This window comes from Dyella sp. OK584, from assembly GCF_057787755.1.
Genome location: NZ_CM173542.1, coordinates 1760866 through 1786590, shown reverse-complemented (window position 1 = coordinate 1786590; position 25725 = coordinate 1760866). Strand labels below are relative to the sequence as shown.

Below are 25725 nucleotides of genomic sequence, written 5' to 3'. Positions count from 1 at the left end.
CGTGACCCGCACGACCGACAGCACTTGGCAAACCGCTCGCCATGCGGCATGGCATCGCGCAAAGCGCAAGATTTTCTGCCGTGCTGCGCCGCGTCGACCGTCAAATCATCATGACGTTGTCATGATGCGTGCGCCTGGAGCGGAACGCTTGCACAACGTCGACGTGCGCCCGTTATGGCGTGTTGTCGTCCGTCGGCGCGCCACCGTCCAGCGCTTGCAGGTTGTCTTTCATGCGGTTGAGTACATCCAGGGCCTGCTGCAACTCGGGCACGGTGATGCCACGGGTGGCATCTTTGCGCAGGCCCTTGGCGATCTCTTCCATGTCGACAATCACTGCACGCGCCTGATCGGTGACATGCAGGCGCCAGGCGCGGCGATCCTTCGGATCAGGGCGTCGCTCGACGAAACCTGCCGCCTGCAGGCGGTCGATGACGCGACCCACGGCGATCGGTTCCATCTCCAACAGCTCGGCCAGCTCGGTCTGGCGCAGCCCTTCGCGGTAATACAGCATCTTGGTGGCCCGCCACTGTGCGCGAGTCAACCCGAATTTCACGGCACGTCTGTCGAAGTGCTTGCGGAAGAGCAAGGTCACATCGTTCAGCAGATAGCCAAAGGAAACGTCTTCCGCTTTAGTCATAGATGTGATGTCAGTCCGCACGGCCAAGTGTCAAGGATGCTCCGATCCTGTCGATGAAGGCGGCATGACGGTCGGAAAGTCCGCAGGGTGCGGAGGGTAGCGTCGCTCAGGCTGGCTGCCTTTGCCGACGCAACACTCATCTGCGAGCAGGTAGAACCGACGACGTCTTCATGGACTAGATCAGAGCATCCTTAAGCATACGTCGCAAGATTCCACGAAACCATGGCCATCCAGATCGTAACCGCCGATATCACCCAGCTGAACGTGGACGCCATCGTCAACTCCGCCAACACGACCCTGCTTGGCGGCGGTGGCGTGGATGGCGCTATTCATCGCGCTGCAGGCCCCGAGCTGCTGCAAGCCTGCCGCGCGCTGCCTCAGGTTCAGCCCGGCGTGCGCTGTCCGACGGGCGAGGCGCGCATCACTCCGGGGTTCCGACTTCCTGCCAGTGTCATCATTCACACCGTTGGCCCGGTGTGGCATGGCGGCACCCATGGGGAGCCCACGCTGCTGGCCAGCTGCTACCGGCAGAGCATGGCGCTGGCCATCGCGCATGGCGTTGGGTCCATCGCCTTTCCCGCGATCAGCTGCGGCGTGTTTGGCTATCCACCTGAGCTGGCCGCGCCGGTGGCGCTGCGCAGCCTGTCCGAATCGCAACCGGCGGACGCCTCGATGCGCATCGTGCTGTGCTGCTTCAGCGATGACATGGCTGCCATCTGGCAGGCAGCGCTCAACGACTGAGATCGAACGGGTACAACGGAGGCAATGGCGAGGCGCTGTCCGCCTTGTCGTTCTGGCGCCAGACAAAGCCGTCGCGGAACGCCGCCACCAGTCGCTCGCCCAGTTCAGCTTCCTCAACCTGCGCGTAACGTTTGCGCTGCAACGCGGCGATCACGTCGGACTGGGAAGCGGATGCCAGTACCTCCGACAGCTCGCCCAGGTTCTGCAGGTCGGGACGTTCACCCCGTGCCCAATTCAACAGGGCATGCGCCTGCAAAGCCACGTCGTTGCCACGCGCGGCGGCAAGGAAGGCTGCACGCAAACGGGACGCCACGGGCTTCGCCGGCACTTCGGCCGTAGGCACCGCGGAACGCGCAGCCCGACGATGCCACCACCACCCCGCCACGCTCACCAACCACAAGGCGAGACTACCCAGAGCGATCCAGCGCCAAGGCAGGATGCCAGCCGCAGGCGGCGAAGCGGGCGCTACACCCTGAGAGGGCGACGGCTGCGGCGCGGCCGGCGCTGGTGGCGCTCCGATGGCCGGCAACACGGTGAAAGTCTGGGCCGGGATGCGCGCCATTTCGGCACCGTCAGTCACCACGTCCCACCAGGTAAGCGTCGTCTCGGGAATGGTGAGCGTGCCAGCTCGATTGGGCACAATCGCAAACCCTTGCTGGCGGCGACCCACCAGCCATGCCCCATCGACATGCGTGGCATTGACCGGTTTGTCGGGGTACACCGTCGCGCCATCCAGCGTCGGCAGGCTGAGCGCAGGCAGCGCTTCATAGGGAAGGCCCGTGGCCTGCACGCTCATCACCACGTTGAGCGGCTGCCCCACGCGCAGATCGCCATGCGCAGGGCCGCCATCCAGGCTCAACGTCAGGTCGCGCGCCGGCAACCACGAGGCATGCGCCGCCTGGGCTGGCGCCGGCCGTACATCGATGGATACCGCCGGAGAGGACGCCGAGACCGGCGTGCCGTTGCCGAAGAAGGCATCGGGGTCGGCCATGTTGACCATGTCCCCCTGGAACGCCACGGGTGGAATCTCCAGGTGACCTTCGCGTTGCGGCGTTAATGCATAGCGGCGTTCGATGACGTTGTAACGGCGTCCGCCACGTTCGGCCTGATAGTTGATCTCATTGCCGAGCCGTCGCACATCCACACCAGCCAGCTGGGGGTCTTCCAGCCCGCCATTGGTCAGGTCCGCGGCAAAATAGAGCCGCAAGGTGTAGACCAGTTGCTGGCCAACATAACCACCCGCCGGGTCAACCACCGATTCGAGAAAGACGTCTTTACGTCCAGAAGCCGTCGCGCGGGGATCGGGTGAATCCACCTGAAGTTGTAGTGGTGCCGTGGTGCCGCCTGCGAACGACAATGGTGGAATACGCAGCATGCCCACATGCAGCGGCCTCAAGGCCACGCCCACAGTGACCTGGGCCGAGCGCCTGCCGTTGATGATGCTGATGCTGGTATTGCTCGACGTGCCAAGCACGGCAAAGTCCCGCGAGAGCGCGCCCAGGTCCGGCGTCTGCACCATGCCGCCCACTTCCGCGCGCAGGTTCAGCGTGACCGTTTCGCCAAGCTCCACGTGGGCACGATCAAGCGTGGCCTGCGCTTCGGCCGCAAACGACGCGATGGGCCAGAAGCAGGTGAGCAGCCACAACAGGGCGAACAAGTGACGCAGCTTCACGGTGAATCGTCCTCTGGTGGCATCGCACCGTGGCGTTGCCGGTATTCGAGATCGAACTTGCGGCGCAGCAAGGCACCCGGGTCATCCGGCACGCGCTGCAACGCCTGGCGTACGTCGGCGGGCAGTTTCGACTGCGCGTCGCCGGTGGCGATGGCGCCAAGTTCGTGGGTCACGGGTTGTCGCGCCTGCCCCGGCTTGCCCAGCGCCTCATCCATCTGCTTTTGCAGCGCCTGCTGCGCCTGTTGCTCGCGCGCCTGCTGTTCGGCCTGCTCCTGGGGCGTCTGCGGACGGGTGCCTGAGGTGTCGTCGGGTTGCCGTCCCTGCTGCGAGTTGCTGCCGGTGGCGTCCTTGTCGTTGCCGGTGCCCTGCGCGTTGCCTTGGGCGTCCCGCGATGGCTTGCCCGATTCACCGTCCTGCGATGCTTCGCTTTGCTGCTGGCCAGACTGGCCTTTCGCGTCGTCGGGAGGTGTCGTCGATGGACCCTGCCCCGCCTTGCCTTTGTCATTCTGCGCACCCTTGTCTTGCGGCTGCGGCTTTGGCTGCTGACGAAGCCAGTCTTCGATCACTTTGTGGTTGGCGATGGCGTCCGCGTTCGCCGGGTCGGCCTTGAGCGCGCGGTCATAGGCATGCAGTGCCTCTTGATAATCGCCCTGCCTGGCAAGCACGTTGCCGAGGTTGTATTGCGCGTCGGTGTCCGGCAGGTCGCGCAACGCCTTGGCTGCGGCAGCGTAATCGCCTGCGCGATAGGCGGCGGCGCCACGCAACGCAGGATCGCGCGCCAGTTGCTGGGCCTCCTTCGCCTTGCCCTGATTCAACGCTGCGGCCGCCTGTTGATCGTGGCGTTGCCACAGGTCGCTCCAGTTGTCGGCACGGGCTGTGCCCGGCATACCAGGCAATAACGTCAGTGCGAACAACACCAGCCACCCGCGCCGGAACGTCATCGCGGCGAGTGGCAACAGCGGCAGTAGCAGCCAGGGTCCACGATCTTGCCATTCGTCACCTTGCTGGTCGGTGGCGAGCGCGGTCGTGTCGTCGGTACGCAGTTCGCCGCGCAATGCATCGATATCCGCGCGGTCGTCGGTCATCGGCACGTAGCGACCACCGCCCGCATCGGCAAGCGCGCGCAAGGCATCGTCATCGCGTCGGGCCATCGCCAGGCTGCCTTGCGGATCGCGCTGGAAGCTTTCGTTGGTGAGTGGCACCGGGCCACCCTGCCATGTACCGACGCCAAGCACCGACACCCGCACACCGGCATCACGCGCTTTGCGCGCCGCCGTCTGCGCGGCAACATCCGCGCTGTCGGTGACCAGCACCAGCGACCCACCACCCACTTTCGCATCATGGACCAGCGCCACGCCACGCTCGATGGCTTGTGCGGCGTTGTCGCCTTCGGCCGGCATGGTGTCCGGTGCCAACGCATCAAGCAGTTCGTTGAGACTGGAAGAGTCGGTGGTGAGTGGCGCAACCACGAACGCCTCGCCGGCATAGGCAATCAGCGCATTGAGTCCGTCGTGATTGGCGGCCAGCAGGTCGCGCACCTTGTAGCGCGCACGATCCAGCCGGCTTGGCGCCACGTCGCGCACCAGCATGTGCTGCGATAGCGACAACGCCACTACCTGAGCGGCGCGCTTGGCATACAGCGGCTGGGCAACGCGACTCCAGGTGGGACCGGCCATGGCCAGCGCGGCGAGAATCCAGCTCGCGGTGAGCACCAACGCCGGCATACGTCGACGGTGCTCGCGTCCCTGTAGAAGATACGGCAGCAGTTCGGCATCAACCAATTGCGCCAGCTCCTCACGCGCAGTGCTGCGGCGCATGACCAGCACCAGCAGCACGGGCAACACCAGCAAGGCGAGCAGCCATACGGGGCGCAGGAAATGGAACTGCTGCCATACCTCGTTCATACGGCCATTACCCGACGCCGCGCACGCGGCATCAACGCAACGAGCCAAGCCAGCACGCCCAGCGCGAACGGCCAACGGAACAATTCATGACGCGGACGCAGTGACGGCCCCTGCTGCGGCATGGGCTCTAGCGCATCGATGGCGCGGTAGGCGTCGGCCAACTGACTCGCGTCGGTCGCACGGAAGTAGTGGCCGCCGGTCTGCGTGGCGATCGTCCGCAACATGCCTTCGTCCAGATCCGCCGATGGATTGACCGTGCGCGTGCCGAACAAGTCCGGCACATTCATCTCGGTGGCACCGATGCCGATGGTGTAGATGCGCACGCCTGCCGCCTGTGCCGCATGTGCCGCATCCAGCGGCGCGATGCTGCCGGCGTTGTTCACGCCATCAGTGAGTAGTACCACTACACGCGCTTGAGACGGCAAGCCGGCAAGCCGCTTGACCGCCACCGCGACGGCATCGCCAATGGCCGTCTCCGTGCCGGCCAGCCCCACCGCTGCGCCTTGCAACTGTGCGCGCACGGCATTGAGGTCGTAGGTCAACGGCGTCACCAGGAACGCCCTGCTGCCGAACAGGATCAACCCCATCTCATCGCCACCACGGCGCGATATGAAGTCGCCAGCGATGGCTTCCACCGCGCCGAACCGACTGATGGAGCGACCGCCTAGCTGCATGTCGTCCGTGCGCATGCTTCCGGACAGATCGACCGCCAGCATCAACGCCCGTCCACTGCGCTGCTGTGCCTGCGGTGGCCCAATCCATTGCGGACGCGCTGCCGCCACCAACAGGCAAAGCCATGCAAACAGCAACACCCAGTGACGCCACCCGCCGCGGTCCTGACGCTCGGCCACCGCAAGATGCAAACCTGGGTGCGGCAAATGCAGCGCCTGACCAGGCTCAGCCGCTCGCAACCAGCGGCGCCACAGCCACGGCAGTGGTAGCAACACAACAACCCATGGCCATGCGAACTCAGGCATGACCCGATTCCGGTGATGCCTCAGCGATGGGCGGCAGGGACGTCGACGCTCGCGCGCCACGGAAGCGCCACGCAAGCACCAGCCAACGGCGTGTCGCGGTCGTGGCGACCAGGGCATCGAAGGGCGCATCGGGTCGATACATGGCCGATTCGAGCGTCATCAGCTGATCGAGCGTGGATGCATCGACAGCAACCTTGGCCAGCGTTTGCCGCCACGCTTCACCACGACGGCGTGCGGCTTCGGCATCAAGGCGCAGGGCGCCACGACGCAGCAGTTGATGCAGGCCGGCAGCAAGCTTCTGCGGCTGTTTACTGTGGCGCACCACGAGTGCATCAACTTCCGCCAGCATTGCGCGCTCAAGAACGCGCCGCCTGCGCTGCCTGCGCCATAGCCAGATACCCATGGCAGCGGTCAGCAGAAGCAACACGATAACGATCCACCAACCTGGCGCGGGTGGCCACCAGGAAGGTGCTGGGGGCACATGGATGTCGCGCAGTGCCGGCGCCTTCGCCGGTGGCGCTGCACTGGTGGCGGCAATCATCGACGCACTCCCGGCGCCAGCAACGACATCACGGCATCGAGCGGATCACCCGCCGTGTCGATGGTGCGGTGAGGCATGCCAAGCTCCTGGGCAACGGCGTTGAGCCGGCTCTGGCCCGCGCCCAGCACCTGCTGGAATTCACGACGCTGGCGCTCGCCAAACAACACGACCTCACGTCGCTCGCCTTCGTGTTCCAGCGGATAGCGCCCCGGTGGAGGTAAGGACAACTCCAGCGCATCGGCAACCACGAGCACGCGCATGGCAGCCTTACCGGACAGGTCCAGCAGTCGTCCACGCGCGGCATCGTCGCAGCTGAGCCCATCGCTGATGACCAGCACTCGATTGGCGCCATGCATGAGGCGACCGGCTCGCAGTAGCGCCTCCGACAAGGGTTCGCTTTTCGAAGACGTGTCCTGGCCATCCCATTCGGCCAGCGCACCGCAGACCGCCAGTGCGCCGCGTGTGCCAGCCATCGGACGCAGCAGATGATGACCGCTTCCATAAGCCATCAGGCCGACGCGTTCGCCGGCCCGCACCGCATACCAGGCGGCCAGGGCCGCTGCGCGTGCCGCCTGCACCGACTTGAAACGCACTCGCGTGCCGAAGCGCATGCTCGCGTGTGCATCGAGCAGTATCAGCAGCCGGCCTTCCCGCTCTTCCTGGAAAAGTTTGGTGTGCAACCGTCCACTGCGAGCGGTCAGCCGCCAATCGATACGCCGCACGTCATCACCCGGCTGATAGACCCGCGATTCGGCGAAGTCCATGCCTCGTCCATATAGACGGCTGGATTGCTGCCCCGCACGCATGGCGCGACTTTCAAGACGCGGCAACGCGGCTTTTGCGACACGTCCGCGCAACGCCACCAGTTCGGCAAGGCGGACGCGCGTGCGGCCATCACCATCGGTCGGCATGTTCACTACGGCGTTCACGGCAGCGGCACGAGATCCAGTACGCGCTTGATGACCTGGTCCGAGCGCACCCCTTCGGCTTCTGCTTCATAGCTGAGCAGCACGCGGTGGCGCAGCACTTCGTGGGCAATGGCGTGTACGTCCTCGGGCAACACGTAGTCGCGTCCCAGGAGCCATGCATTCGCGCGTGCACAGCGATCCAGCGCAATCGTGCCGCGTGGGCTGGCGCCCCAGGCAATCCATCGCTTGAGTTCGGGTCCATAGGCGCCAGCATTGCGGGTCGCCAGCACCAGTTGCGTGAGGTACTCCTCCAGCGCTGGCGCCATATGCACGGCGAGCACGGCGTCGCGAGCGCTGAACACATCCGCCTGACTGAGGCTGGGGCGCTGGGCGGGAACCGGATGCAGGCTGCGGCGCGCCTGTTCGCGCGCAAGCCGCAGGATCGCCAGTTCTGATGTGGCATCGGGGTAACCAATGGTCACGTGCATCACAAAGCGATCAAGCTGCGCCTCAGGCAAGGCGAACGTGCCTTCCTGCTCGATCGGGTTCTGCGTAGCCATCACCATGAACAGTTCGGGCAATGCCCACGTGCTGCGGCCCACGGTGATCTGGCGTTCCGCCATCGCCTCCAGCAGTGCCGACTGCACCTTGGCTGGCGCGCGGTTGATCTCGTCGGCCAGCACAATGTTGTGGAATAGCGGCCCGCGCTCAAACTCGAAGCTGCCTGATTGCGGCCTGAAAATATCGGTACCGGTGAGGTCCGCCGGCAGCAGATCGGGGGTGAACTGCACGCGGTGAAAATCGGTCTCGATGCAACCGGCCAGGGCCTTGACCACGGTGGTCTTGGCCAGACCCGGCGCCCCTTCGACCAGCAGATGCCCGTCGGCAAGCAAGGCAATCAGCAGGCAATCGATCAGATGCGGCTGGCCGATGACGCTACGCTGCAATTCGTCGCGAACATGCAGGAACGCCTGATGCAGGCGTGATGCGGGTTGGGCCTCGGGCATGTCCATCAGGGGTTCCATCAAGGGGGAGCGCTATGACAGACCTTAGCGCGCCCGGGAAGTTTAATGCCCATGACTTCTGGCCATCATCGCGTGCCGCGTTTTTGCCCGACCAGAACGAAAAAAGGCGGCCTAGGCCGCCTTTTTTCTGCCGTTGCGAGAATCCGCTTATTGCAGGCTTTCGCTGAGGATACGCGGCGTCACGAAGATCAGCAGTTCCGCCTTGTCGCTCTGACGCTTTGTGGTGCGGAACAGGATCCCGAGACCCGGAATGTCACCCAGGCCAGGCACCTTGGTCGCGCTGTTCTGCTTGGTGATCTCGTAGATGCCACCCAGCACGACCGTCTGACCGTTGTCGACTAGCACCGACGTGTTGATCTCGCGAGTGTCGATCTGCGGCACCTGGCCGCTGCCCGGCACGGTGATGAACTGGGCCAGCGCATCCTTCTTCACGTTGATCATCAGGTAGACGCGGTTGTCGGCCGTGATGGTCGGCGTCACCTTCAGCTCCAGCACCGCGTCCTTGAACTGCACGGTGGCGGTACCGCTGCCGGCCGCACCGGTAGCGGTGTTCTGGTAGGTCACGTAGCCGATTTCCTGGCCCTGGCGGATCACGGCTTCCTGCTGGTTGGCCGTAATGACGCGCGGGCTGGAGATCACTTCGCCACGACCCTCGGTCTGTGCCGCGGACAGTTCGAGGTCCAGAGCGTAGTTCTTGCCAAGAATGCCCAGAGCAAAGCTGCCTCCGTTGGTGGTGCTGGGCAGGTTGACGTTGATGCCGCCCGCCGTGCCATCACCATTGGACTTGCCACCGGTCGATAGGACCTGGCCGCTCGGATTGGTACGTGCACCCTGCACGCCGAACTTCGCACCCAGTTCACGAGTGAAGTTGTCGGTGGCGATCACGATGCGCGACTCGATCAGCACCTGCTGCACCGGCTTGTCGAGTACCGAGATCAACTCACGCAACTCTCGGATCTTCTGCGGATTGTCGTTGATCAGCAGCGTATTGGTGCGCTCGTCGAACGACACGCTGCCGCGCGAGGACAAGAAGCCGCGGGAGGCATTGGTGGATTGGCCGCCGCCACCTTGGCTCTGCATGCTGCCCTGGGTCAACAGTTTGGCAATGTCCTTGGCCTTGCCATAGCTGATCGGCACATAGTCGGTGACCAGCTCGGCATTATCCTCGGACTTCATGCGCGCATCAGCGATGCTCTGCTCGTACTTGGCCAGCTCTTCCTGTGGCGCAATCCAGATCACGTTGCCATTGCGGCGCTTGTCCAGGCTCTTGGCGCGTAGCACCACATCCAGTGCCTGATCCCACGGTACGTTCACGAGCCGCAAGGTGACGCTGCCGCCAACCGTGTCGGAAGCAACCAGGTTCAGACCCGAAATATCGGCCAGCAGTTGCAGCGCCGAGCGCACCGGGATGTCCTGGAAGTTGAAGGTCACGCGGTTGCCGTTGTAAACCGGCTCCTGGCCCTTGGCGAGCTTGCCGTCAGCAGCAACCTTGGCGTCCTTCTTCTTCGCAGCGATCTCGACTACGTACTGGTTGCCACTCTGGTAAGCAGAGGTCTCAACCTGGCCCTTAACGGCGATTTCCATGTGCGCGCCGCCGCGGACACCCGCCTTGGTCACGATGGACTGCACCGGAGTAGCGAAGTCGAGCACGTCAAGGCGCTGCGCGAGGTTCGACGGCAGGTTTACGTGGTCCATATCGACCACCACCTTGTCACCCTGACGCTTCATATCGGCATTGGCGCCAGCGCCGCTGAAATCGATCAGCACCCGACCTTCACCGTTCGGACCGCGACGGAAGTCGATATTGGACACCGATGGGCCGTTCGCCATCGAAGGCAGCGCCTTCGACGGATCGATGGTGGCCGCCGTGGTGGTGGTGGCTGCCTCGGTACCGTTGTTCACGGTCAATACCAGGCTGTTGCCCTCGACGCGCGAGCGGTAGGTGGAGTCGCGCACCAGCTCAACCACCACGCGAGTGCGGCCACCTGCGGATACGGCGGATACGCCTGTCGCCGCGCCCTTGCCGATGTCGATATGCCGCGGCGCCGCGTTGTCCGTGTCGGCAAAATCTACCGCGATGCGCGGTGGATTGCCGGTGGTGAAGATCTTCGGTTCCGGCACCGGCCCCTGCGCGAAGTTCAGATGCAGCTCGATGCGGCCACCTGGCAGCGTGTCGTAGCTGATTTCCTTCAAGGTGCTAGTAGCGGCAGCGGCGGCGTTCGACCAGGCAGCGCCCAGCGTCAGCAGGCCCACCACCACGTAACGGCTAGCCTGGCGCATGACACGGCCCCGAACAGTTTTGATTTGGTTGGTCATTGCATCAGCCCCTGTTTCTTATTTCTCGCTGAGCGCGATGCTGGCGGAACGTTCCATCCAGCCACCATTGCCGTTGGAAACCAGTTCCACCAGGTCGATATGGTCATCGCTGATTGCGTTGACACGACCGTAGTTCTGGCCCATGTATTCGTTGCGATGGATACGATGGATCACACCACCGGGGTCCTTCACAAGCACTTCCATTCCCGCACCGGTACCGACCGTGCCGACCATCTTCAGGCTGTCCAGTGCAAACATCTCCAGCGGCTCCTTGGACCGGTTCTCGTCCGGCCGCGCGCCCGCATTGGCGTTGTTCTGCTGCAGCTCGGCCGTGCTTGGACTGAACGGGTCGCGCCGGTCGTGGTCGTTGTACTGGAACGTCTCGAAGGTCTTGATGACAGGGAGCGGTGGAATCGGCGCCCCCTTCCTCTGCTTTTCCTGAGCAACCCACTGGTGCAGATCGTCCTCCCCGCTGCAACCGGCGAGGGTGAGGACAGCGCAGAACACCAGCGAGGCTTTGGCCATGAAGGCAGGCCTGATGGCAGCCAACTTGCTCATTTCTTGCCCCCTGTCTTTGCCGGCGCCTTACCGCTTGCCGATTTGGCATTGGCCGCCTTGGCCTCGGCGCTCTCGTCATCTTCCAGGTAGCGATAAGTCTTGACCGTGCCCTGCAGGACCAGCACGCCACCGCCGGCTGCACCCGTACCGCCGGCCGCCCCCGCCTTTGCATCCTTGTTCTTCGGAGTCAGCGAGACGTCGTGCAAGGTCAGGATCACCACGCGCGGCAACGAAGCCACGCCGCTGATAAAGGTACCGAACTGGTGATAGGTACCCACCATGCGCAGCTGGATCGGCTTCTCCGCGTAGAAGTCCTTCGGCGACTCCGGACCCGGCTGGAACAACTCGGTTTCCAGGCCCGCCGACAACGCCGTCTGGGAGATATCGACCAACAATTCGGGCATCTCGGTCTTGCTCGGCAGCTGGCGCAGCAGTTGACGCAACATGTCCTGCATCTCGTCGAGCTGCTGCTGAAGGGCTTCGAGATTGACCGACTTGGCCTGCTTCTCGGAGAACTCCTTCTTTAGCTGTGCTTCCTTGCTGGCAGCCTGTTCCAGCGCTGCCTGTTGATCGCTGACGTAGAGATACCAGCCCAGGAAGACAATCAGGCCAAACACCAGCACGGTAAAGAAGACCTTGATCGACTTGGGCCAACCACCGATGTTGTTGCGGTCAAGGCTCTGCAGGTCAGAGAGGAACTTCATGGCTTGCCCCCCTCGTTACCTGTTGGACTGGCTGGCTTGGCATCCGAAGCCGCCGCAGGCTTTGCCGGTTGAGTCGCCGGTGCCGGTGCCGGGCGTGAAGCCGTCGAGCTGGCCGGCGCAGGTGTCGCCGCCGGAAGAATTGGCGTGTGCTCGTCATCCGAGCTTTCGCTGTTTTCTTCGGACTTCGGACGGCTCAGCGCCACATCCAGGCCGAACGCATAAGGCATGCGCGTATCGCCGTGAGTGTTCTCGGTCTTGCGCAGGTCGGCATGCCCCATCCAGGGCGAGGCCTCGATATTGCGCATGTACTCCGCCACGCTGGCGTTGGATTGCGCCGAGCCTTCCAGCGTCATCGAGTCACCCGTCTGCTTGAGACCACCCAGGCGAGCGCTGGCCGGAATGGTTTTCACCAGCTCGTCGAACAGGTGCACCATCTGAGAACGGTTGGCCTGCAGCTGCTCGATGATCTGCTTACGTGCCAGCAGACGCTCACGCACTTTTTCCAGATCCTTGATCTTGGCAATGCGCTCGTCGAGTTGCTTGATTTCGCCTTGCAGATAGGTGTTGCGCTGGCTCTGGCTGTCGATGCGCTGATCCATCCAGAGCACCCACAGCAACAGCACCAGCACCGCCGCCACAAAGGCCGCGCCAAGTTGCATGAAGAACTCGCGCTCGCGCTGCTTGCGGCGCTCGACGCGCCACGGAAGTAGGTTGATGTGTGCCATCAGTCGAAGCTCCTCAGCGCGAGGCCGACCGCAATCATCAGTGCGGGCGCGTCCTGAGCCAGCGACTGCGCTTGCACGCGCGGCGACAGCGACATGCGCGCCAGCGGGTTGGCCACTACGCACGGCACGCCCAGCTGCCCCTCAAGCATCGGACCGATGCCTTCAATGGAGGCGCATCCGCCGGCCAGCACGACCTGGTCCACCTTGCTGTACTCGCTACCTGCGAAGAAGAATTGCAGCAGGCGACTGATCTGCTGGATCAGCGATTCCTTGAATGGCTCCAGCGCCTCGCTCTCGTAGGAGTCCGGCAGGCCGCCCTTGCGCTTGGCGCGACCGGCTTCCTCATAGGAAAGCCCGTAGCGGCGCATGATTTCGTCAGTGAGCTGCTTGCCACCGAACACCTGTTCGCGCGAGTAGATAGTGCGCTGGTTGCGCAGCACCGACAGCGTGGTCATGGTGGCGCCGATGTCGACCACGGCAACCAGCGCATCACGACCGACGTTCAACTGGTCGGCCACCATCGCGAAGGCGTTCTCCATCGCGAAGGCTTCGACGTCGACCACCTTGGCGCTGAGGCCACCGAGGTCAAGCGCCGCTACGCGCATGTCGACGTTCTCGGTACGAGACGCGGCGAGCAGCACATTGTTCATTTCCGGGTTGTCGCGTACCGGACCCAGCACCTCGTAGTCGAGACTCACTTCCTCGATTGGGTACGGGATGTATTGGTTGGCCTCGACCTGGATCTGGCCTTCCAGGTCGTCGTCGGACAACTCACTGGGCATCGGAATGATGCGCGTGATCACGGCCGATCCGGCCACCGCCGCTGACGCGTGCTTGAGCTTGGATCCGGATCGCGCCAGCGCGCGTCGGATGGCCTCGCCCACCGCCTCGACTTCGACGATGTTCTTTTCGACCACCGCATTAGGGGGCAGTGGCTCCACCGCGTAATGTTCCACGCGATAGCGGCCACCGGCCTGGCTGAGCTGCAGCAGCTTGACGGCAGTCGAACTGATATCGACGCCAACAAGCGGCGGCTTCTTGGGTGTAAAAAGCCCCACGATTTTCCCCCTTACCCCTGGGCGCCCGCGCCTGTATCGGCGGGATGCGCAGCAGCATTAAAACCAAAAATTAATGTATTGGCAACGGCCTACGAGCTTTTTCTCGACACATTCGCGTGACGGCATCCACAGTTGGGCCAACACGTCGGATGGCCTGCTTCTTGCTGTGACGCGTTCGGTTCATGCCGGAGATACTGCTACATCTATACTCTGACTTGTTTTGACTTACGTCTCGCAAACACCTAAATCATGCAAATTCTTAAGCGGTTGCTGCGCTGGATCCTGGTCCTGGCTTTTACGGGTTTGCTGCTGGGCGTCGCGGCGATTGGCGTGGCGTATTGGCTGATTTCCCCCCGTCTTCCGTCGGTGGCCGTCCTGAAGGACTACCACATGCAGGTGCCGCTACGCGTGCTCTCTGCGGACGGCAAACTGATCGCGAGCTTCGGTGAGACGCGGCGCATCCCAATCGCCATTGGTGCGGTGCCCGAGCGTCTCAAGCACGCCGTGCTGGCCGCCGAGGACGCGAGCTTCTACCAGCATCCCGGGGTGGACTGGCACGGCATCGCCCGCGCCGGCTGGCATGTGATCACCTCAGGCGGCGACAAGGGCCCGGGTGGCTCCACCATCACCCAGCAGGTGGCCCGCAACTTCTTCCTGAGCCCGGAAAAGCTCTATTCGCGCAAGCTGACCGAGATCTTCATTGCCCTGCGCATGGAGAGCCAGCTGACCAAGGACCAGATCCTGGAGCTCTACCTCAACAAGATGTTCCTGGGCCATCGCTCCTATGGTGTGGCCGCGGCAGCCTCCTATTACTACGGCAAGACCCTGGACCAGCTCAGCGTGGCCGAATGCGCCACGTTGGCCTCCACCTTCCAGCTTCCCTCGGTGGTGAATCCGCTCAACAACCCCAAGCGCATGATCGCCCGCCGCAACTGGGTGCTGGGCCAGATGCTGGAGAACCGCTACATCAGCAAGGCCGAGTATGAACAGGCGGTTGCCGACGCCAACAACGCCTCGCCGCATGAGCCGCCGATCGAGGTGGATGCGCCCTACCTGGCGGAAATGGTGCGCCTGCAGGTGCTCGACCGCCTGGGCAATGACGCCCTCACCGAGGGCTATGTGGTCAAGACGACCATCCAGAGCAGTCGCCAGCAGGCCGCCGTGGACTCGGTACGGGCCGGCTTGGTCGAGTATGACCACCGCCATGGCTGGCGCGGCCCCGAGGCCCATCAGGAGCTAGCCGCCGACGCCAGCAACGAGGACCTCGACCGCACACTGGCCGGCTACACGGACATCTCGGGGATGCAACCAGGCGTCGTTACGGGCACTACGCCCAGCGAGGCCAGCATCTACCTGGCCAGCCGGGAACAGGTGAAGCTGGGCATGGATGTCATGGCTTGGGCACGCCCCAAGAGCGTCGGCGCCCTGCTCAAGCGCGGCGACATCGTACGTTTGTCACGCGACGAGAAAGGTGACTGGCAGCTGACCCAGATCCCGGCGGCCCAGGCCGCGCTGACCTCGATCAACCCGGAGGATGGCTCACTGCAAGCCCTTGTCGGCGGTTTCAACTTCCTGCGCAGCAAGTTCAACCGCGCGGTCATGGCGGCGCGCCAGCCGGGTTCGAGCTTCAAGCCTTTCATCTACTCGGCGGCGTTCGAGCGTGGCTTCACGCCGGCATCCATCATCAATGACGCGCCGCTCGCCCTGCCCGATCCGTCGCGTCCGGGCGGCCTGTGGACGCCGTCCAATGATGACGACAAGTTCGACGGCCCGATCCGTCTGCGCGAGGCATTGGTACAGTCCAAGAACCTGGTCTCGGTGCGTCTGCTTGATGCCATTGGCGTGCGCTATGCGCGCGACTACGCCACCCGCTTCGGCTTCAGCCTCGATTCGTTGCCCAGCAACCTGTCGATGGCGCTGGGCACGGCCTCGGTCTCGCCGATGAGCATGGCTCGCGGCTTTGCGGTGTTCGCCAACGGCGGCTATCTGGTCACGCCCTACTTCATCAGCGAGATCAACGATCGCGACGGCAAGCCGGTCTATCAGGCGAACCCGGCCCGTGCCTGCCGGACCTGCGCCGAGCGCCTGCTCGATACACGTCCGCCCGGCCCACCGCCGGCGGGTACCACGGCAGCGCCCGCCAATGCAGTCGCTGCCGCCGGCTCGGCCGGCGGGGCGCCTGCCGTTTCGGGCAGCGTTACCGGTGTGGGCGACGCTGTCCTGCCGGCCGACGCACACGGTGACGGCACTCACCCACCGGTACTGGCGCCGCAGGTCATCGACGTGCGTAACGACTATCTCATCACGTCCCTGATGCAGGACGTGGTCAAGCGCGGCACGGGCGCGGCCGCCATGGCGCTGGGTCGTGACGACCTGGCCGGCAAGACCGGCTCCACCAACGACCATCGCGACGCCTGGTTCTCCGGCTTCAATGGCAGCCTGGTCACGACCGTGTGGGTGGGCTTCGACGACTTCAGCCCGCTGGGCAAGGGCGAGTTTGGCGCCAAGGCGGCGCTGCCGATCTGGATGTCCTACATGGGCTCGGTGCTGAAGGACCAGCCATCCACGGTCTTGCCGATGCCGCCCGGCATCAGTACGGTGCAGATAGACCGCGCGAGCGGTCTGCCCGCCGGCACGGGCGATCCGAACAGCATGCCCGAGATCTTCAAGGTCGAGGATGTGGATCGCCTGCGCAACCAGGCCAACCAGCAGCAGGAGGAACAGGACCAGCAACACGCCTACGACATCTTCTGACAGCCGGGGCCCTACGGTCCCGTCGCCCGCGTTCGCTACGGCGAGCGCCTGCTTTCCGGAGGCATGAGGCATGGCACGAGGTGAACACCATCGCATCCACGCGCAGGACCGTCTTCAGCGCAATCGTCTGCGTGTCGCCCAGGAGGCGGCGCGATTGATGAGTGAACACGGCATCCGCGACTTTCACCACGCCAAAATCAAGGCCGCCGAGCGGCTTGGCATCTTTGAAGCACAAGCTCTACCGCGCAACAACGAGATCGAAGAAGCATTGCGCGAGCACCAGCGCATCTTCCACGCCGATACTCAACCGCAACTGCTGCAGGTACGCCGCGAAGCAGCGGCCGAGGCCATGCGTTTCCTGGAGCATTTCGAACCTCGCCTGGTAGGCGCCGTGCTCGACGGCACGGCGGATACTCACTCGGCCGTATGTCTGCACGTGTTCAGTGATACGCCCGAGGCGGTCGTGCTGTTCCTGGAGGAACGGGGCGTACCACTCACGCAACAAACGCGGCGGCTGCGCACAACACGCGACGAGCAGGACGAATATCCGGTGCTGCTGTTCGCCGCGGACGGCTTACCTTTCGACATCACCGTGCTGCCACGCGATGCGCTAAGGCAACCGCCACTGGACCGTATCGATGAAAAGCCCATGCGACGTGCGTCACTGAGTGCAGTGGAGGAGTTGCTGTCGGAAGCTGACAACGATGACGAGTTCGAGCGGATGCTGTCGTCAGCGCTTCGCTAAAGGCTGCCGGCCCGTTCCATCGACGAACGCGAAGAAACAAAAACGCCCCGCATTTGCGGGGCGTTTTTTTGGGCCGTCTTTCCGGCAACGCTCAATCGCCGCCGGGACGACCATCTGGGAGTGCCGCGGTTAGCGCTTGTCCACCGGCATATAGTTGCGCACGTCGGCACCGGTGTAGATCTGACGCGGACGACCGATACGCGCGCCAGGGGTTTCGTGCTGCTCGATCCAGTGGGCGATCCAGCCGGCGGTACGGGCGATGGCGAACATCACGGTGAACATTTCGGTCGGGATGTTCAGCGCCTTGTAGATGATGCCCGAGTAGAAGTCGACGTTCGGGTAGAGCTTGCGCTCGACGAAGTAGTCGTCCTTCAGCGCGGCTTCTTCCAGCTTCATTGCCACGTCGAGCAGCGGGTCGTTGACGCCCAGCTCGTTGAGCACCTTGTGGGTCATCTCGCGGATGATCTTGGCGCGCGGGTCGAAGTTCTTGTACACGCGATGGCCGAAGCCCATCAGGCGGAAGTTGTCGTTCTTGTCCTTCGCGCGCTTGACGGCCGTTTCCACCTTGTCCGCCGAACCGATCTCTTCGAGCATCTTCAGCACAGCTTCGTTGGCGCCGCCATGGGCCGGGCCCCACAGCGCAGTGATACCCGCAGCGATGGAAGCGTACGGGTTGGCACCGGTCGAACCGACCAGGCGCACCGTCGAGGTGGAAGCGTTCTGCTCGTGGTCGGCGTGCAGGATGAACAGAAGGTCCAGCGCCTTGGCGGCAACCGGGCTGAGCTCCAGCGGCTCGCTCGGCACTTCGAACATCATGTGCAGGAAACGGTCGACGTACTCGAGATTGTTGCGCGGATAGCGGAACGGCCAGCCGACGGAATAGCGGAAGCAGGCGGCAGCGATGGTCGGCATCTTGGCGATCAGGCGAATCGCGGCGAGCTTGCGGTCGTCGGCATTATCGACGTCGATGTCATCGTGGTAGAAGGCCGACAGCGAAGCCACCGAGGCAGCCAGCATGGCCATTGGGTGCGCGTCGTGGTGGAAGCCCTTGAAGAAGTCCTTCAGGGACTCGTGCATCATCGTGTGATGCGTGATCTCGTGCTCGAAGGCGGTGAACTGATCCTTGGTTGGCAGCTCGCCATTCAGCAGCAGGTACGAGGTCTCAAGGAAGCTGGACCTCTCGGCCAGCTGTTCGATCGGGTAACCGCGGTACAGCAGCACGCCCTCGTCGCCGTCGATGTAGGTGATGGCGCTCTTGGTGCTGGCAGTGCTGCCGTAGCCCGGATCGTAGGTGAAATGGCCCGTGTCCTTGTAAAGCGTTCCGATGTCGATGCATGCGGGACCAAGGGTGCCGCTGAGCAGGGGCAGTTCACTGCTGCGGTTGGTCGACTCATCCACCAACTTCACGATCTTGGAATCGGACACGGAAAACCTCCTTCACAAATGTCATCGCCACGTGTCGCTTCGAACGCAACGGCGGGCGAGCTAAGGGTTGATGCCGCCTTGGGGGGATGACTGCGACACCTCAATGCGCATTATCGCATACCGATTCACCAACATGCCCTAGCGGATGGTCGGATGGCAGACGCAAAAAAACACGGGGCGAGCCTATGCTCGCCCCGTGTGATGTGCATGCCAACGCCGCGTGGCCGCGGTGTTACGGCAGGCTTGCCCGCGCGATTACTTCTGCGCGTAGCGACGACGGAACTTGTCGACGCGGCCGCCGGTGTCCAGCGTCTTCTGCTTGCCGGTGTAGAACGGATGGGAATGGCTGGAGATATCCACCTTGATCAGCGGGTACTCGTTGCCGTCTTCCCACTTGACGGTTTCCTTGGTGGAGATCGTCGAACGCGTAAGGAACGCGAAGTCGGACGACAGGTCCTGGAACACCACCTGGCGATAATTCGGATGGGTATCGGGCTTCATGACTGGCTCAAAGCGGTGGGTGAAAAGAGCGGCATTTTAACTAGAGGCCGGGCCCATTGGCAAGTCGGTCAGTGACTTGGGCCATCCGATCCCTGAGAAAAGCCATTTTAAGCCCCCAGCGCGCGTCGCACCATGGCCCCGAAACGTGACTGATCCACCTCCATCACGACGCGGGCATTCGCCGGCTTGCCGAGCCGGCCGGCCCAATCGACCACAGTGGCACCGCGCGTCAGACGTCCGTCCAGCTCGACGGCCACGTGACGCTCCTCGATGCGCGTAACGATGGCCGGATCGATCGCCACCGCCATCGCCAACGCGTCGGCCGCGATCACGCCACGTCGGCCACGCTTGAAGTTGAACGCACGCGCGGTGCGAAACACCTGCTCGAAGAAGGTCGCGCGCTGATCCCCCGCGGCCAGCCAGCCGTTGAACTCGGCATCGTCAAAAGCATGACGCAACACTACTTCCCAATCGACCAGATCAAACATCGGAAACGCTTCGAACACCACATGCGCCGCTTCCGGATCAAAGCCGATATTGAACTCCGCAGGAATCTTGCCGGTGTTGCCCAGGCCGGTGACGGCGCCACCCATGATCACCAGTCGCTTCACGCGCTGCGGCAGGCTCGGATCGAGTCGCACAGCCAGCGCCAGATTGGTCAATGGACCCAGCGCCACAAGGGTCAGACCAGGCTGCTCGCGGGTGAGGCGAAGGATCGCCTGTACGGCGTGCTCATTCGCCGTGACGGCCTTGGGTTCTGCAAAGCCGACATCGCCAAGGCCATCGGCACCATGCACGTGCACGGCGTCCTCCTCGGGCATGCGCACCAATGGCGTGGGGCAACCAGCAAAAACCGGCGTAGGCACGCCCACGAGATCCACCAGGGTGCGCGCATTGCGCACCGTGTGCTGCAGACCCACGTTGCCGGCAGCAATGGTCAGACCATGGACATCGGCGTGCGCGTGGGCCATCAGGATGGCGAGCGCATCGTCCACGCCAGGGTCGGTATCGATCAACAGTTGCGGCTTGCTCATGATGCGTCGTCGTTGGGCTCGAATGGGCTAGCTTAGGCGCTCACGACGCGGAGGCAAACCCTGTCGGCCTCAAGCGTGCACATAGCGCGCCGCGCCGCCGATCCAGCGCACGATCAGTTGCTCGGCTTGCTGCGGATGGTGGGCCAACAGGTCAGCACCGACTTCATGCACTGCGGGCAGCAGGTGCGCATCACGCGACAAATCGGCGATGCGGAAGCTGAGCTGACCCGTCTGACGAGTGCCCAGCACTTCGCCGGGACCACGCAGCTCCAGATCCTTCTCGGCGATACGGAATCCATCGTTGGTTTCGCGCATCACCTGCAGACGTTCGCGTGCAAGCTGGCCTAGCGGCGGCTGGTACAGCAGCACGCAGTTGGATGCCACCGACCCGCGCCCCACACGACCGCGCAGCTGATGCAGCTGAGCAAGACCCAGCCGCTCGCTGTTCTCGATCACCATCAAGCTGGCATTGGGCACATCCACGCCCACTTCGATCACGGTGGTGGCGACCAGCACCGACAATTGGCCTGCCTTGAAGGCATCCATCACGGCCTGCTTTTCCTTCGGCTTCATGCGCCCATGGATCAGACCGATCCGGCAATCGGACAGCGCAGCGGACAATTCGGCGTGAGCCACTTCGGCAGCCTGCGCGCGCAGTTGTTCTGACTCTTCGATCAGCGTGCATACCCAATAAACCTGCCGCCCTTCCAGGCAGGCCGCATGGATGCGCTCGATCACCTCCACGCGGCGCGCATTGGAAATGGCGATGGTCTGCACCGGTGTGCGGCCGGGCGGCAGTTCGTCGATAGCGGATACATCGAGATCTGCATACGCGCTCATGGCCAGCGTTCTTGGTATCGGCGTCGCCGTGAGCACCAGCTGATGCGGCACCAGACCTGTGTCCTGATCCGCACCCTTGTCACGCAGCGCCAAACGCTGCTGCACGCCGAAGCGGTGTTGCTCATCGACGATGACCAGGCCGAGCTGCGCGAAGGCCACGCCCTCCTGCATCAGCGCATGAGTACCGATGACCACTTGCGCACCCGCCGCGACACGCTGCAGTGCCTGCTGCCGCGCCTTGCCTGTGAGCTTCCCCGCCAGCCACGCCACCTCGATGCCCATCGGGGTCAGCCAGTGGCGGAAGTGATGCAGGTGCTGCTCGGCCAGCAGCTCGGTGGGCGCCATCAGCGCGACCTGCTGTCCGGACTCCACCGCCGCCAGTGCAGACAACGCAGCCACAATGGTCTTGCCGCTGCCGACGTCGCCCTGCACCAGTCGCAACATCGGCCGCGGCTGAGCGATGTCATCAGCGATTTCACCAGTGACTCGCCGCTGTGCGCCGGTAAGACCGAATGGCAAGCTCTCCAGCAGCCGCGATCGCAGTTGCCCGGTGCCACGCAGACCGGGTGCATGGCGACGACGCACCGCCGCCCGCATCCGTTTGAGGCTCAAATGCTGGGTCAGCAGTTCCTCGAAGGCCAGCCGCTGCTGGGCCGGATGACGCCCTGTCATCAGCTGACCCAGGTGCGCATCCGGTGGCGGCCGATGCACGTAGAGCAGAGCCGCACGCAGCGAGGTAAGACCATGCACCTCGCATAGCGCGGGGGGAATCAGTTCCAGCTGGGTATCCGGCGGCAACAGCGCCAACCCTTTGGCAATCACGCCTGCCAGTCGCTTCTGCCCCAAACCTTCGGTAGTTGGATAGACCGGTGTAAGCAGCTCATCGACCGCGACAAGTTCATCTTCGCTGAGTCTCTGGTACTGCGGATGCACCATTTCCAGCCCCAGTGGCCCCTGGCGCACTTCGCCATAGCAAAGCAAGCGCGTGCCTGGCTGCAACTGGTCAGACTGGCTGCGACGGAAATGGAAAAAGCGCAGCACCAGGGTCTGGTGTGAGTCGTCACTGATCGCCACTTTCAGTTGAGGGCGATAGCGAAAGCCTCGTTCGACAGCCTCGATGACGCCTTCCACCTGCGCACGCTCACCTGGGCGCAAATCGGCGATGGCGGTGACGCGAGTTTTGTCCTCGTAGCGCAGCGGCAGGTGGAACCAAAGGTCTTGCACGCGCTCGAGGCCCAAACGCGCCAGTGCCTCCGCAAGCGTCGGGCCGATACCCGGCAGCGAGGACACCGGCGTGGCGCCGGGATCGGAAGTAGGCATGACTTTGGCGCGTACGCTGCGGGGCGGCATCGGCGAAGCCTAACTGAGCATGGCTCCAGCGCGCAGCCGGCGGCTACCCACCGACTGTCGGCGCAAGGAAGGCCTATGGATCAGTCGAGCACCATGATCGCGTCGACTTCCACATCTGCCACCTTGGGCAAAGCAGACACTTCGATGGTGGAGCGCGCGGGGTACGGCGCCTGGAAATATTCGGCCATCACTTCGTTGACGGTCGCGAAGTGGCCCAGGTTCGTAACGTAGATACCCACGCGCACGATCTTGTCGAGCGAACCGCCCGCAGCCTCGGCCACGGCCTTGAGGTTGTCGAACACGCGGCGGGTCTGTGCAGCGATGCTGCCTTCGATCATGTTGCCGGTGGCCGGATCGAGCGGAATCTGTCCGGAGAAGTACACGGTGTTGCCGGCGCGCACGGCCTGCGAGTACGGGCCGATGGCGGCCGGGGCCTGGTCAGTGGCGATGATCTGGCGGGACATGGGGTGGCCTCGTGGTGACGTGGCCCATCAGTCTAGAACGAGAAGTGCGGGAAGAGGAGTGAGCGGCGAGAGAGTGCCGTGGCCCCCACTCTTGCTTCAAAGCGGATAACGATAGGCGCCGCTTACCACACCGGTGCGTCGCACGCGGCGGATCACCTCTGCCAGGTGTTTGCGATTCTTCACTTCCAGCGCGAACAGCAGCGTGGCCGCGGCTGAGTCGCGCTCGACGTATTCAACGTTCTCGATGTTCGAATTGGCGGCGGCGATCGCCGCTGCCACCGTGGCGAGCACGCCCGGACGGTTGATGACTTCGATGCGCAGTTCGGCGCGATAGTCGCCCTGTACGTCGCGATCCCATTCGATCGCCACGCAGCGCTCCGGCGACTTGCGCAGCTCCACTACGTTGGGGCATTCCACGCGATGCACCACGATGCCCTTGCCCGACGAGAGGTAACCGATGATCTCGTCACCCGGCAACGGATGGCAGCAGTTGCCGAAGCTGAGCACGCCACGCTCGGCACCCGTGATGCGGATCTTCTCCGACGCATGCGGCGACGCATGCACGCCCGCGGTCTTCTTGCCACGTGCCGCCACCAGCTGACTGGCGACGAGATGCGGCATGCGGTTGCCGAGCGCGATATCGGAAAGCAATTCTTCCAGGCGCTTGAACTTGGAGGTTTCGAGAAAGCGGTCCAGCACCGCCGGCGGAACCGCATCGAGGCTGGTACCCAGCGCGTCGAGTGCGCGATCGAGCATGCGATGACCGAAATCCACCGCATCCTCGTGCTGCAGATGCTTCAGATACTGGCGGATCGCGGTGCGCGCCTTGCCGGTGACAACGGATTCCAGCCACGCCGGGTTCGGCACGGCCGACGGCGCGGTGATGATTTCCACCAGCTGACCCGATTCCAGGCGAGTGCGCAGCGGCAGCAGCTTTTTATCCACCCGCGCGGCCACGGCGTGATCGCCCACATCTGTGTGCACGGCATAGGCGAAGTCGAGCGCTGTGGCATTGCGCGGCAGGGAAAGAATGTCCCCTCGCGGCGTGAACAGGTACACCTCATCCGGGAACAAGTCGATCTTGACGTTCTCGATGAACTCCGACGAGGAGGCCGTGTTCGCCTGGCTATCGGCCAGCGAAGACAGCCATTCGCGAGCGCGGGCCTGCGCGCTGTTGGCAGGACCGGAGTCGGTCTTGTATGCCCAGTGCGCAGCCACGCCGCGCTCGGCTACCGAATCCATTTCCGCAGTGCGGACCTGCACTTCGATCGGCGCACCGAACGGCCCCAGCAGCACGGTGTGCAGCGACTGGTAACCATTGCCCTTGGGAATGGCGATGAAATCCTTGAAGCGGCGATCCACTGGCTTGTACAAGCCATGCACGGCGCCCAGCGCCATGTAGCAGCTCATCGCCGATTCGACCACGACGCGGAAGCCATACACGTCCATCAGCTGCGCGAAGCTCTTGTGCTCGCTGCGCATCTTCGAATAGATGCTCCACGGCGACTTGATGCGCCCGACGACGCGCGCCGTGAGATGCTCTGCGGTCAGGCGCGTGGACAACGCAGCCTCGATCTTGCCCATCGCCTCGCGGCGATTGCCCAGCGCGGCGCGGATGCGCTCGCTGATGACGCGGTAGCGGTCGGGATGAAGCGCGCGGAAGCCGAGATCCTGCAGCTCCGCCTTGAACTTGTTCATGCCCAGGCGCTGCGCGATGGGAGCGTAAATCTCCAGCGTTTCGCGCGCGATGCGCCGACGTGACGGCGCATCTTTCGCACCCAGCGTGCGCATGTTGTGCAGGCGATCGGCCAACTTGATCAGGATGACGCGCAGATCACGCGCCATAGCCAGCAGCATCTTGCGGAAGCTTTCGGCATCCGCCTCCTGGCGACTGCTGAAGCGCATCTTGTCCAGCTTGGTGACACCGTCGACCAGCTCGGCCACCGTTTCGCCGAACTCGCCGGAGAGCTCAGTGCGGCTGAGCTCGGTGTCTTCCAGGGTGTCGTGCAGGATCGCCGCGATGATGGTTTCGGCGTCCAGGCCCAGCTCGGCCAGGATGCCGGCCACGGCCACAGGATGGGTGATGTAGGGCTCGCCGCTTTTGCGAGCCTGGCCCTCGTGGGCCTGTGCGCCCACCTGGAAGGCGCGGATCACGCGCTCCACCTGCGGTGCGGGCAGATAGGCCACGCGCTCCTTCAGGGCCAACACGTACGGGGGCAGCGTCGACGAATCCGGGGGAGAGGAGTCCGTGACGGCTGGCATGGATGTTCGGTCCCCGCTCAGGCGACCGCCTCGCTTCGTTTAAAGTAAGCGAGGGAGGCGGCGTAGAGGTCACAGCGCAAAGTGCCGGACAAACCGGCGCTCAAGGTGCGCTGTCTACAGCCGCCGTCGTCCATCAGTCATCTCCGGCCTTCGAGAGGTCGTCGTCCACATCGGCAGCGGCCCATTCCAGCGCCTCGCGCTCGGCGCGCTCGCGCTCGGACTTGTCGATCTCGTCGATGGTGGCCTGGTCGATACGGCGGTCCGCGATCTCGCGCAGGGCGAGCACGGTCGGCTTGTCGTGACCGGGATTGACTGCCGGCTCGGCACCCTTGGAGAGCTGGCGGGCGCGCTTGGTCGCCATCAGCACCAGTTCGAAGCGGTTGTCGACTACCTGCAGGCAGTCCTCGACGGTAATGCGGGCCATCTGAAATCCTTAAAGAATAAAGCGACTTATCGCGTATGAGTGTAGCCAGAGGCTGCTTTGCTGGCAATGCAGCAAGACGTATGATGCGCAGTTCAGCCCACCTGCAGTCCCCTACCCGGAGACTTGCAGGGTCTATACACAATAAAAAACCACACAGTAC

General features: G+C 63.7%; 22 protein-coding genes. 3 read left to right on the top strand and 19 right to left on the bottom strand.

Annotated features, from left to right (window positions below):
- Positions 1–172: 172 nt before the first annotated feature.
- Entirely contained in the window at positions 173–637 is a 465-nt protein-coding gene (locus tag AC3CBN_RS07955) for a MarR family winged helix-turn-helix transcriptional regulator (RefSeq protein ID WP_488636269.1), read from the bottom strand.
- A gap of 222 nt (positions 638–859) precedes the next feature.
- On the opposite strand from AC3CBN_RS07955, the gene AC3CBN_RS07950 reads away from it, so the two are divergent.
- Entirely contained in the window at positions 860–1378 is a 519-nt protein-coding gene (locus AC3CBN_RS07950) for an O-acetyl-ADP-ribose deacetylase (RefSeq protein WP_488636268.1), read from the top strand.
- Here AC3CBN_RS07950 and AC3CBN_RS07945 read toward each other — a convergent pair.
- From AC3CBN_RS07945 to AC3CBN_RS07895, 11 genes are all read right to left on the bottom strand, one after another.
- Positions 1368–3050: a BatD family protein gene (locus tag AC3CBN_RS07945; RefSeq protein ID WP_488636267.1), complete on the bottom strand. Its 1683-nt coding sequence runs from the start codon at positions 3048–3050 to the stop codon at positions 1368–1370. The genes AC3CBN_RS07950 and AC3CBN_RS07945 overlap by 11 nt on opposite strands.
- The gene (locus AC3CBN_RS07940; RefSeq protein WP_488636266.1) at positions 3047–4954 is read right to left on the bottom strand and encodes a tetratricopeptide repeat protein; all 1908 of its coding nucleotides are present in this window, start codon (positions 4952–4954) and stop codon (positions 3047–3049) included. Before AC3CBN_RS07940 ends, AC3CBN_RS07945 begins: the two co-directional genes overlap by 4 nt.
- A complete protein-coding gene (locus AC3CBN_RS07935; RefSeq protein ID WP_488636265.1) occupies positions 4951–5931 on the bottom strand; it encodes a VWA domain-containing protein in 981 nt (326 codons plus the stop codon). Before AC3CBN_RS07935 ends, AC3CBN_RS07940 begins: the two co-directional genes overlap by 4 nt.
- The gene (locus AC3CBN_RS07930; protein ID WP_488636264.1) at positions 5924–6472 is read right to left on the bottom strand and encodes a DUF4381 domain-containing protein; all 549 of its coding nucleotides are present in this window, start codon (positions 6470–6472) and stop codon (positions 5924–5926) included. Before AC3CBN_RS07930 ends, AC3CBN_RS07935 begins: the two co-directional genes overlap by 8 nt.
- Complete coding sequence (locus AC3CBN_RS07925; protein WP_488636263.1) at positions 6469–7401, bottom strand: DUF58 domain-containing protein; 933 nt, start codon at positions 7399–7401, stop codon at positions 6469–6471. Before AC3CBN_RS07925 ends, AC3CBN_RS07930 begins: the two co-directional genes overlap by 4 nt.
- Positions 7398–8393, bottom strand: a complete 996-nt coding sequence (locus tag AC3CBN_RS07920) for an AAA family ATPase (RefSeq protein WP_488636262.1) — start codon at positions 8391–8393, stop codon at positions 7398–7400. Before AC3CBN_RS07920 ends, AC3CBN_RS07925 begins: the two co-directional genes overlap by 4 nt.
- Before the next feature lie 159 nt (positions 8394–8552).
- Complete coding sequence (locus AC3CBN_RS07915; RefSeq protein ID WP_488636261.1) at positions 8553–10685, bottom strand: type IV pilus secretin PilQ; 2133 nt, start codon at positions 10683–10685, stop codon at positions 8553–8555.
- 54 nt (positions 10686–10739) lie between these two features.
- Positions 10740–11279, bottom strand: a complete 540-nt coding sequence (locus tag AC3CBN_RS07910) for a pilus assembly protein PilP (protein WP_488636260.1) — start codon at positions 11277–11279, stop codon at positions 10740–10742.
- Positions 11276–11983 carry a type IV pilus inner membrane component PilO gene (locus AC3CBN_RS07905; RefSeq protein ID WP_488636259.1) on the bottom strand — a complete coding sequence of 236 codons (708 nt, stop codon included), beginning with the start codon at positions 11981–11983 and terminating at the stop codon, positions 11276–11278. Before AC3CBN_RS07905 ends, AC3CBN_RS07910 begins: the two co-directional genes overlap by 4 nt.
- Complete coding sequence (locus AC3CBN_RS07900; protein WP_488636258.1) at positions 11980–12708, bottom strand: PilN domain-containing protein; 729 nt, start codon at positions 12706–12708, stop codon at positions 11980–11982. Before AC3CBN_RS07900 ends, AC3CBN_RS07905 begins: the two co-directional genes overlap by 4 nt.
- Positions 12708–13766 carry a pilus assembly protein PilM gene (locus AC3CBN_RS07895; protein WP_488636257.1) on the bottom strand — a complete coding sequence of 353 codons (1059 nt, stop codon included), beginning with the start codon at positions 13764–13766 and terminating at the stop codon, positions 12708–12710. Before AC3CBN_RS07895 ends, AC3CBN_RS07900 begins: the two co-directional genes overlap by 1 nt.
- Before the next feature lie 249 nt (positions 13767–14015).
- Between AC3CBN_RS07895 and AC3CBN_RS07890 the strand changes: the two genes are divergently transcribed.
- Both AC3CBN_RS07890 and AC3CBN_RS07885 read left to right on the top strand, forming a co-directional pair.
- Entirely contained in the window at positions 14016–16520 is a 2505-nt protein-coding gene (locus AC3CBN_RS07890) for a penicillin-binding protein 1A (protein WP_488636256.1), read from the top strand.
- 70 nt (positions 16521–16590) lie between these two features.
- A complete protein-coding gene (locus tag AC3CBN_RS07885) occupies positions 16591–17265 on the top strand; it encodes a hypothetical protein (RefSeq protein ID WP_488636255.1) in 675 nt (224 codons plus the stop codon).
- Positions 17266–17394: 129 nt separating this feature from the next.
- On the opposite strand, the gene AC3CBN_RS07880 is transcribed toward AC3CBN_RS07885, so the two are convergent.
- From AC3CBN_RS07880 to rpoZ, 7 genes are all read right to left on the bottom strand, one after another.
- On the bottom strand, positions 17395–18690 hold the full coding sequence (locus tag AC3CBN_RS07880; RefSeq protein WP_488636254.1) for a citrate synthase: 1296 nt from the start codon (positions 18688–18690) through the stop codon (positions 17395–17397).
- A gap of 255 nt (positions 18691–18945) precedes the next feature.
- Positions 18946–19191 (bottom strand): type B 50S ribosomal protein L31, encoded by a 246-nt coding sequence (locus AC3CBN_RS07875; RefSeq protein ID WP_488636253.1) that lies wholly within the window; start codon positions 19189–19191, stop codon positions 18946–18948.
- A gap of 107 nt (positions 19192–19298) precedes the next feature.
- Positions 19299–20225, bottom strand: a complete 927-nt coding sequence (locus AC3CBN_RS07870) for a nucleoside hydrolase (RefSeq protein ID WP_488636252.1) — start codon at positions 20223–20225, stop codon at positions 19299–19301.
- Between the two features lie 69 nt (positions 20226–20294).
- Complete coding sequence (gene recG / locus AC3CBN_RS07865; protein ID WP_488636251.1) at positions 20295–22415, bottom strand: ATP-dependent DNA helicase RecG; 2121 nt, start codon at positions 22413–22415, stop codon at positions 20295–20297.
- A gap of 80 nt (positions 22416–22495) precedes the next feature.
- Positions 22496–22879, bottom strand: coding sequence for a RidA family protein (locus AC3CBN_RS07860; RefSeq protein ID WP_488636250.1), 384 nt, complete (start codon positions 22877–22879; stop codon positions 22496–22498).
- A gap of 96 nt (positions 22880–22975) precedes the next feature.
- A complete protein-coding gene (locus AC3CBN_RS07855; protein ID WP_488636249.1) occupies positions 22976–25141 on the bottom strand; it encodes a RelA/SpoT family protein in 2166 nt (721 codons plus the stop codon).
- 133 nt (positions 25142–25274) lie between these two features.
- Complete coding sequence (gene rpoZ / locus AC3CBN_RS07850; protein WP_488636248.1) at positions 25275–25565, bottom strand: DNA-directed RNA polymerase subunit omega; 291 nt, start codon at positions 25563–25565, stop codon at positions 25275–25277.
- Positions 25566–25725: the final 160 nt, after the last annotated feature.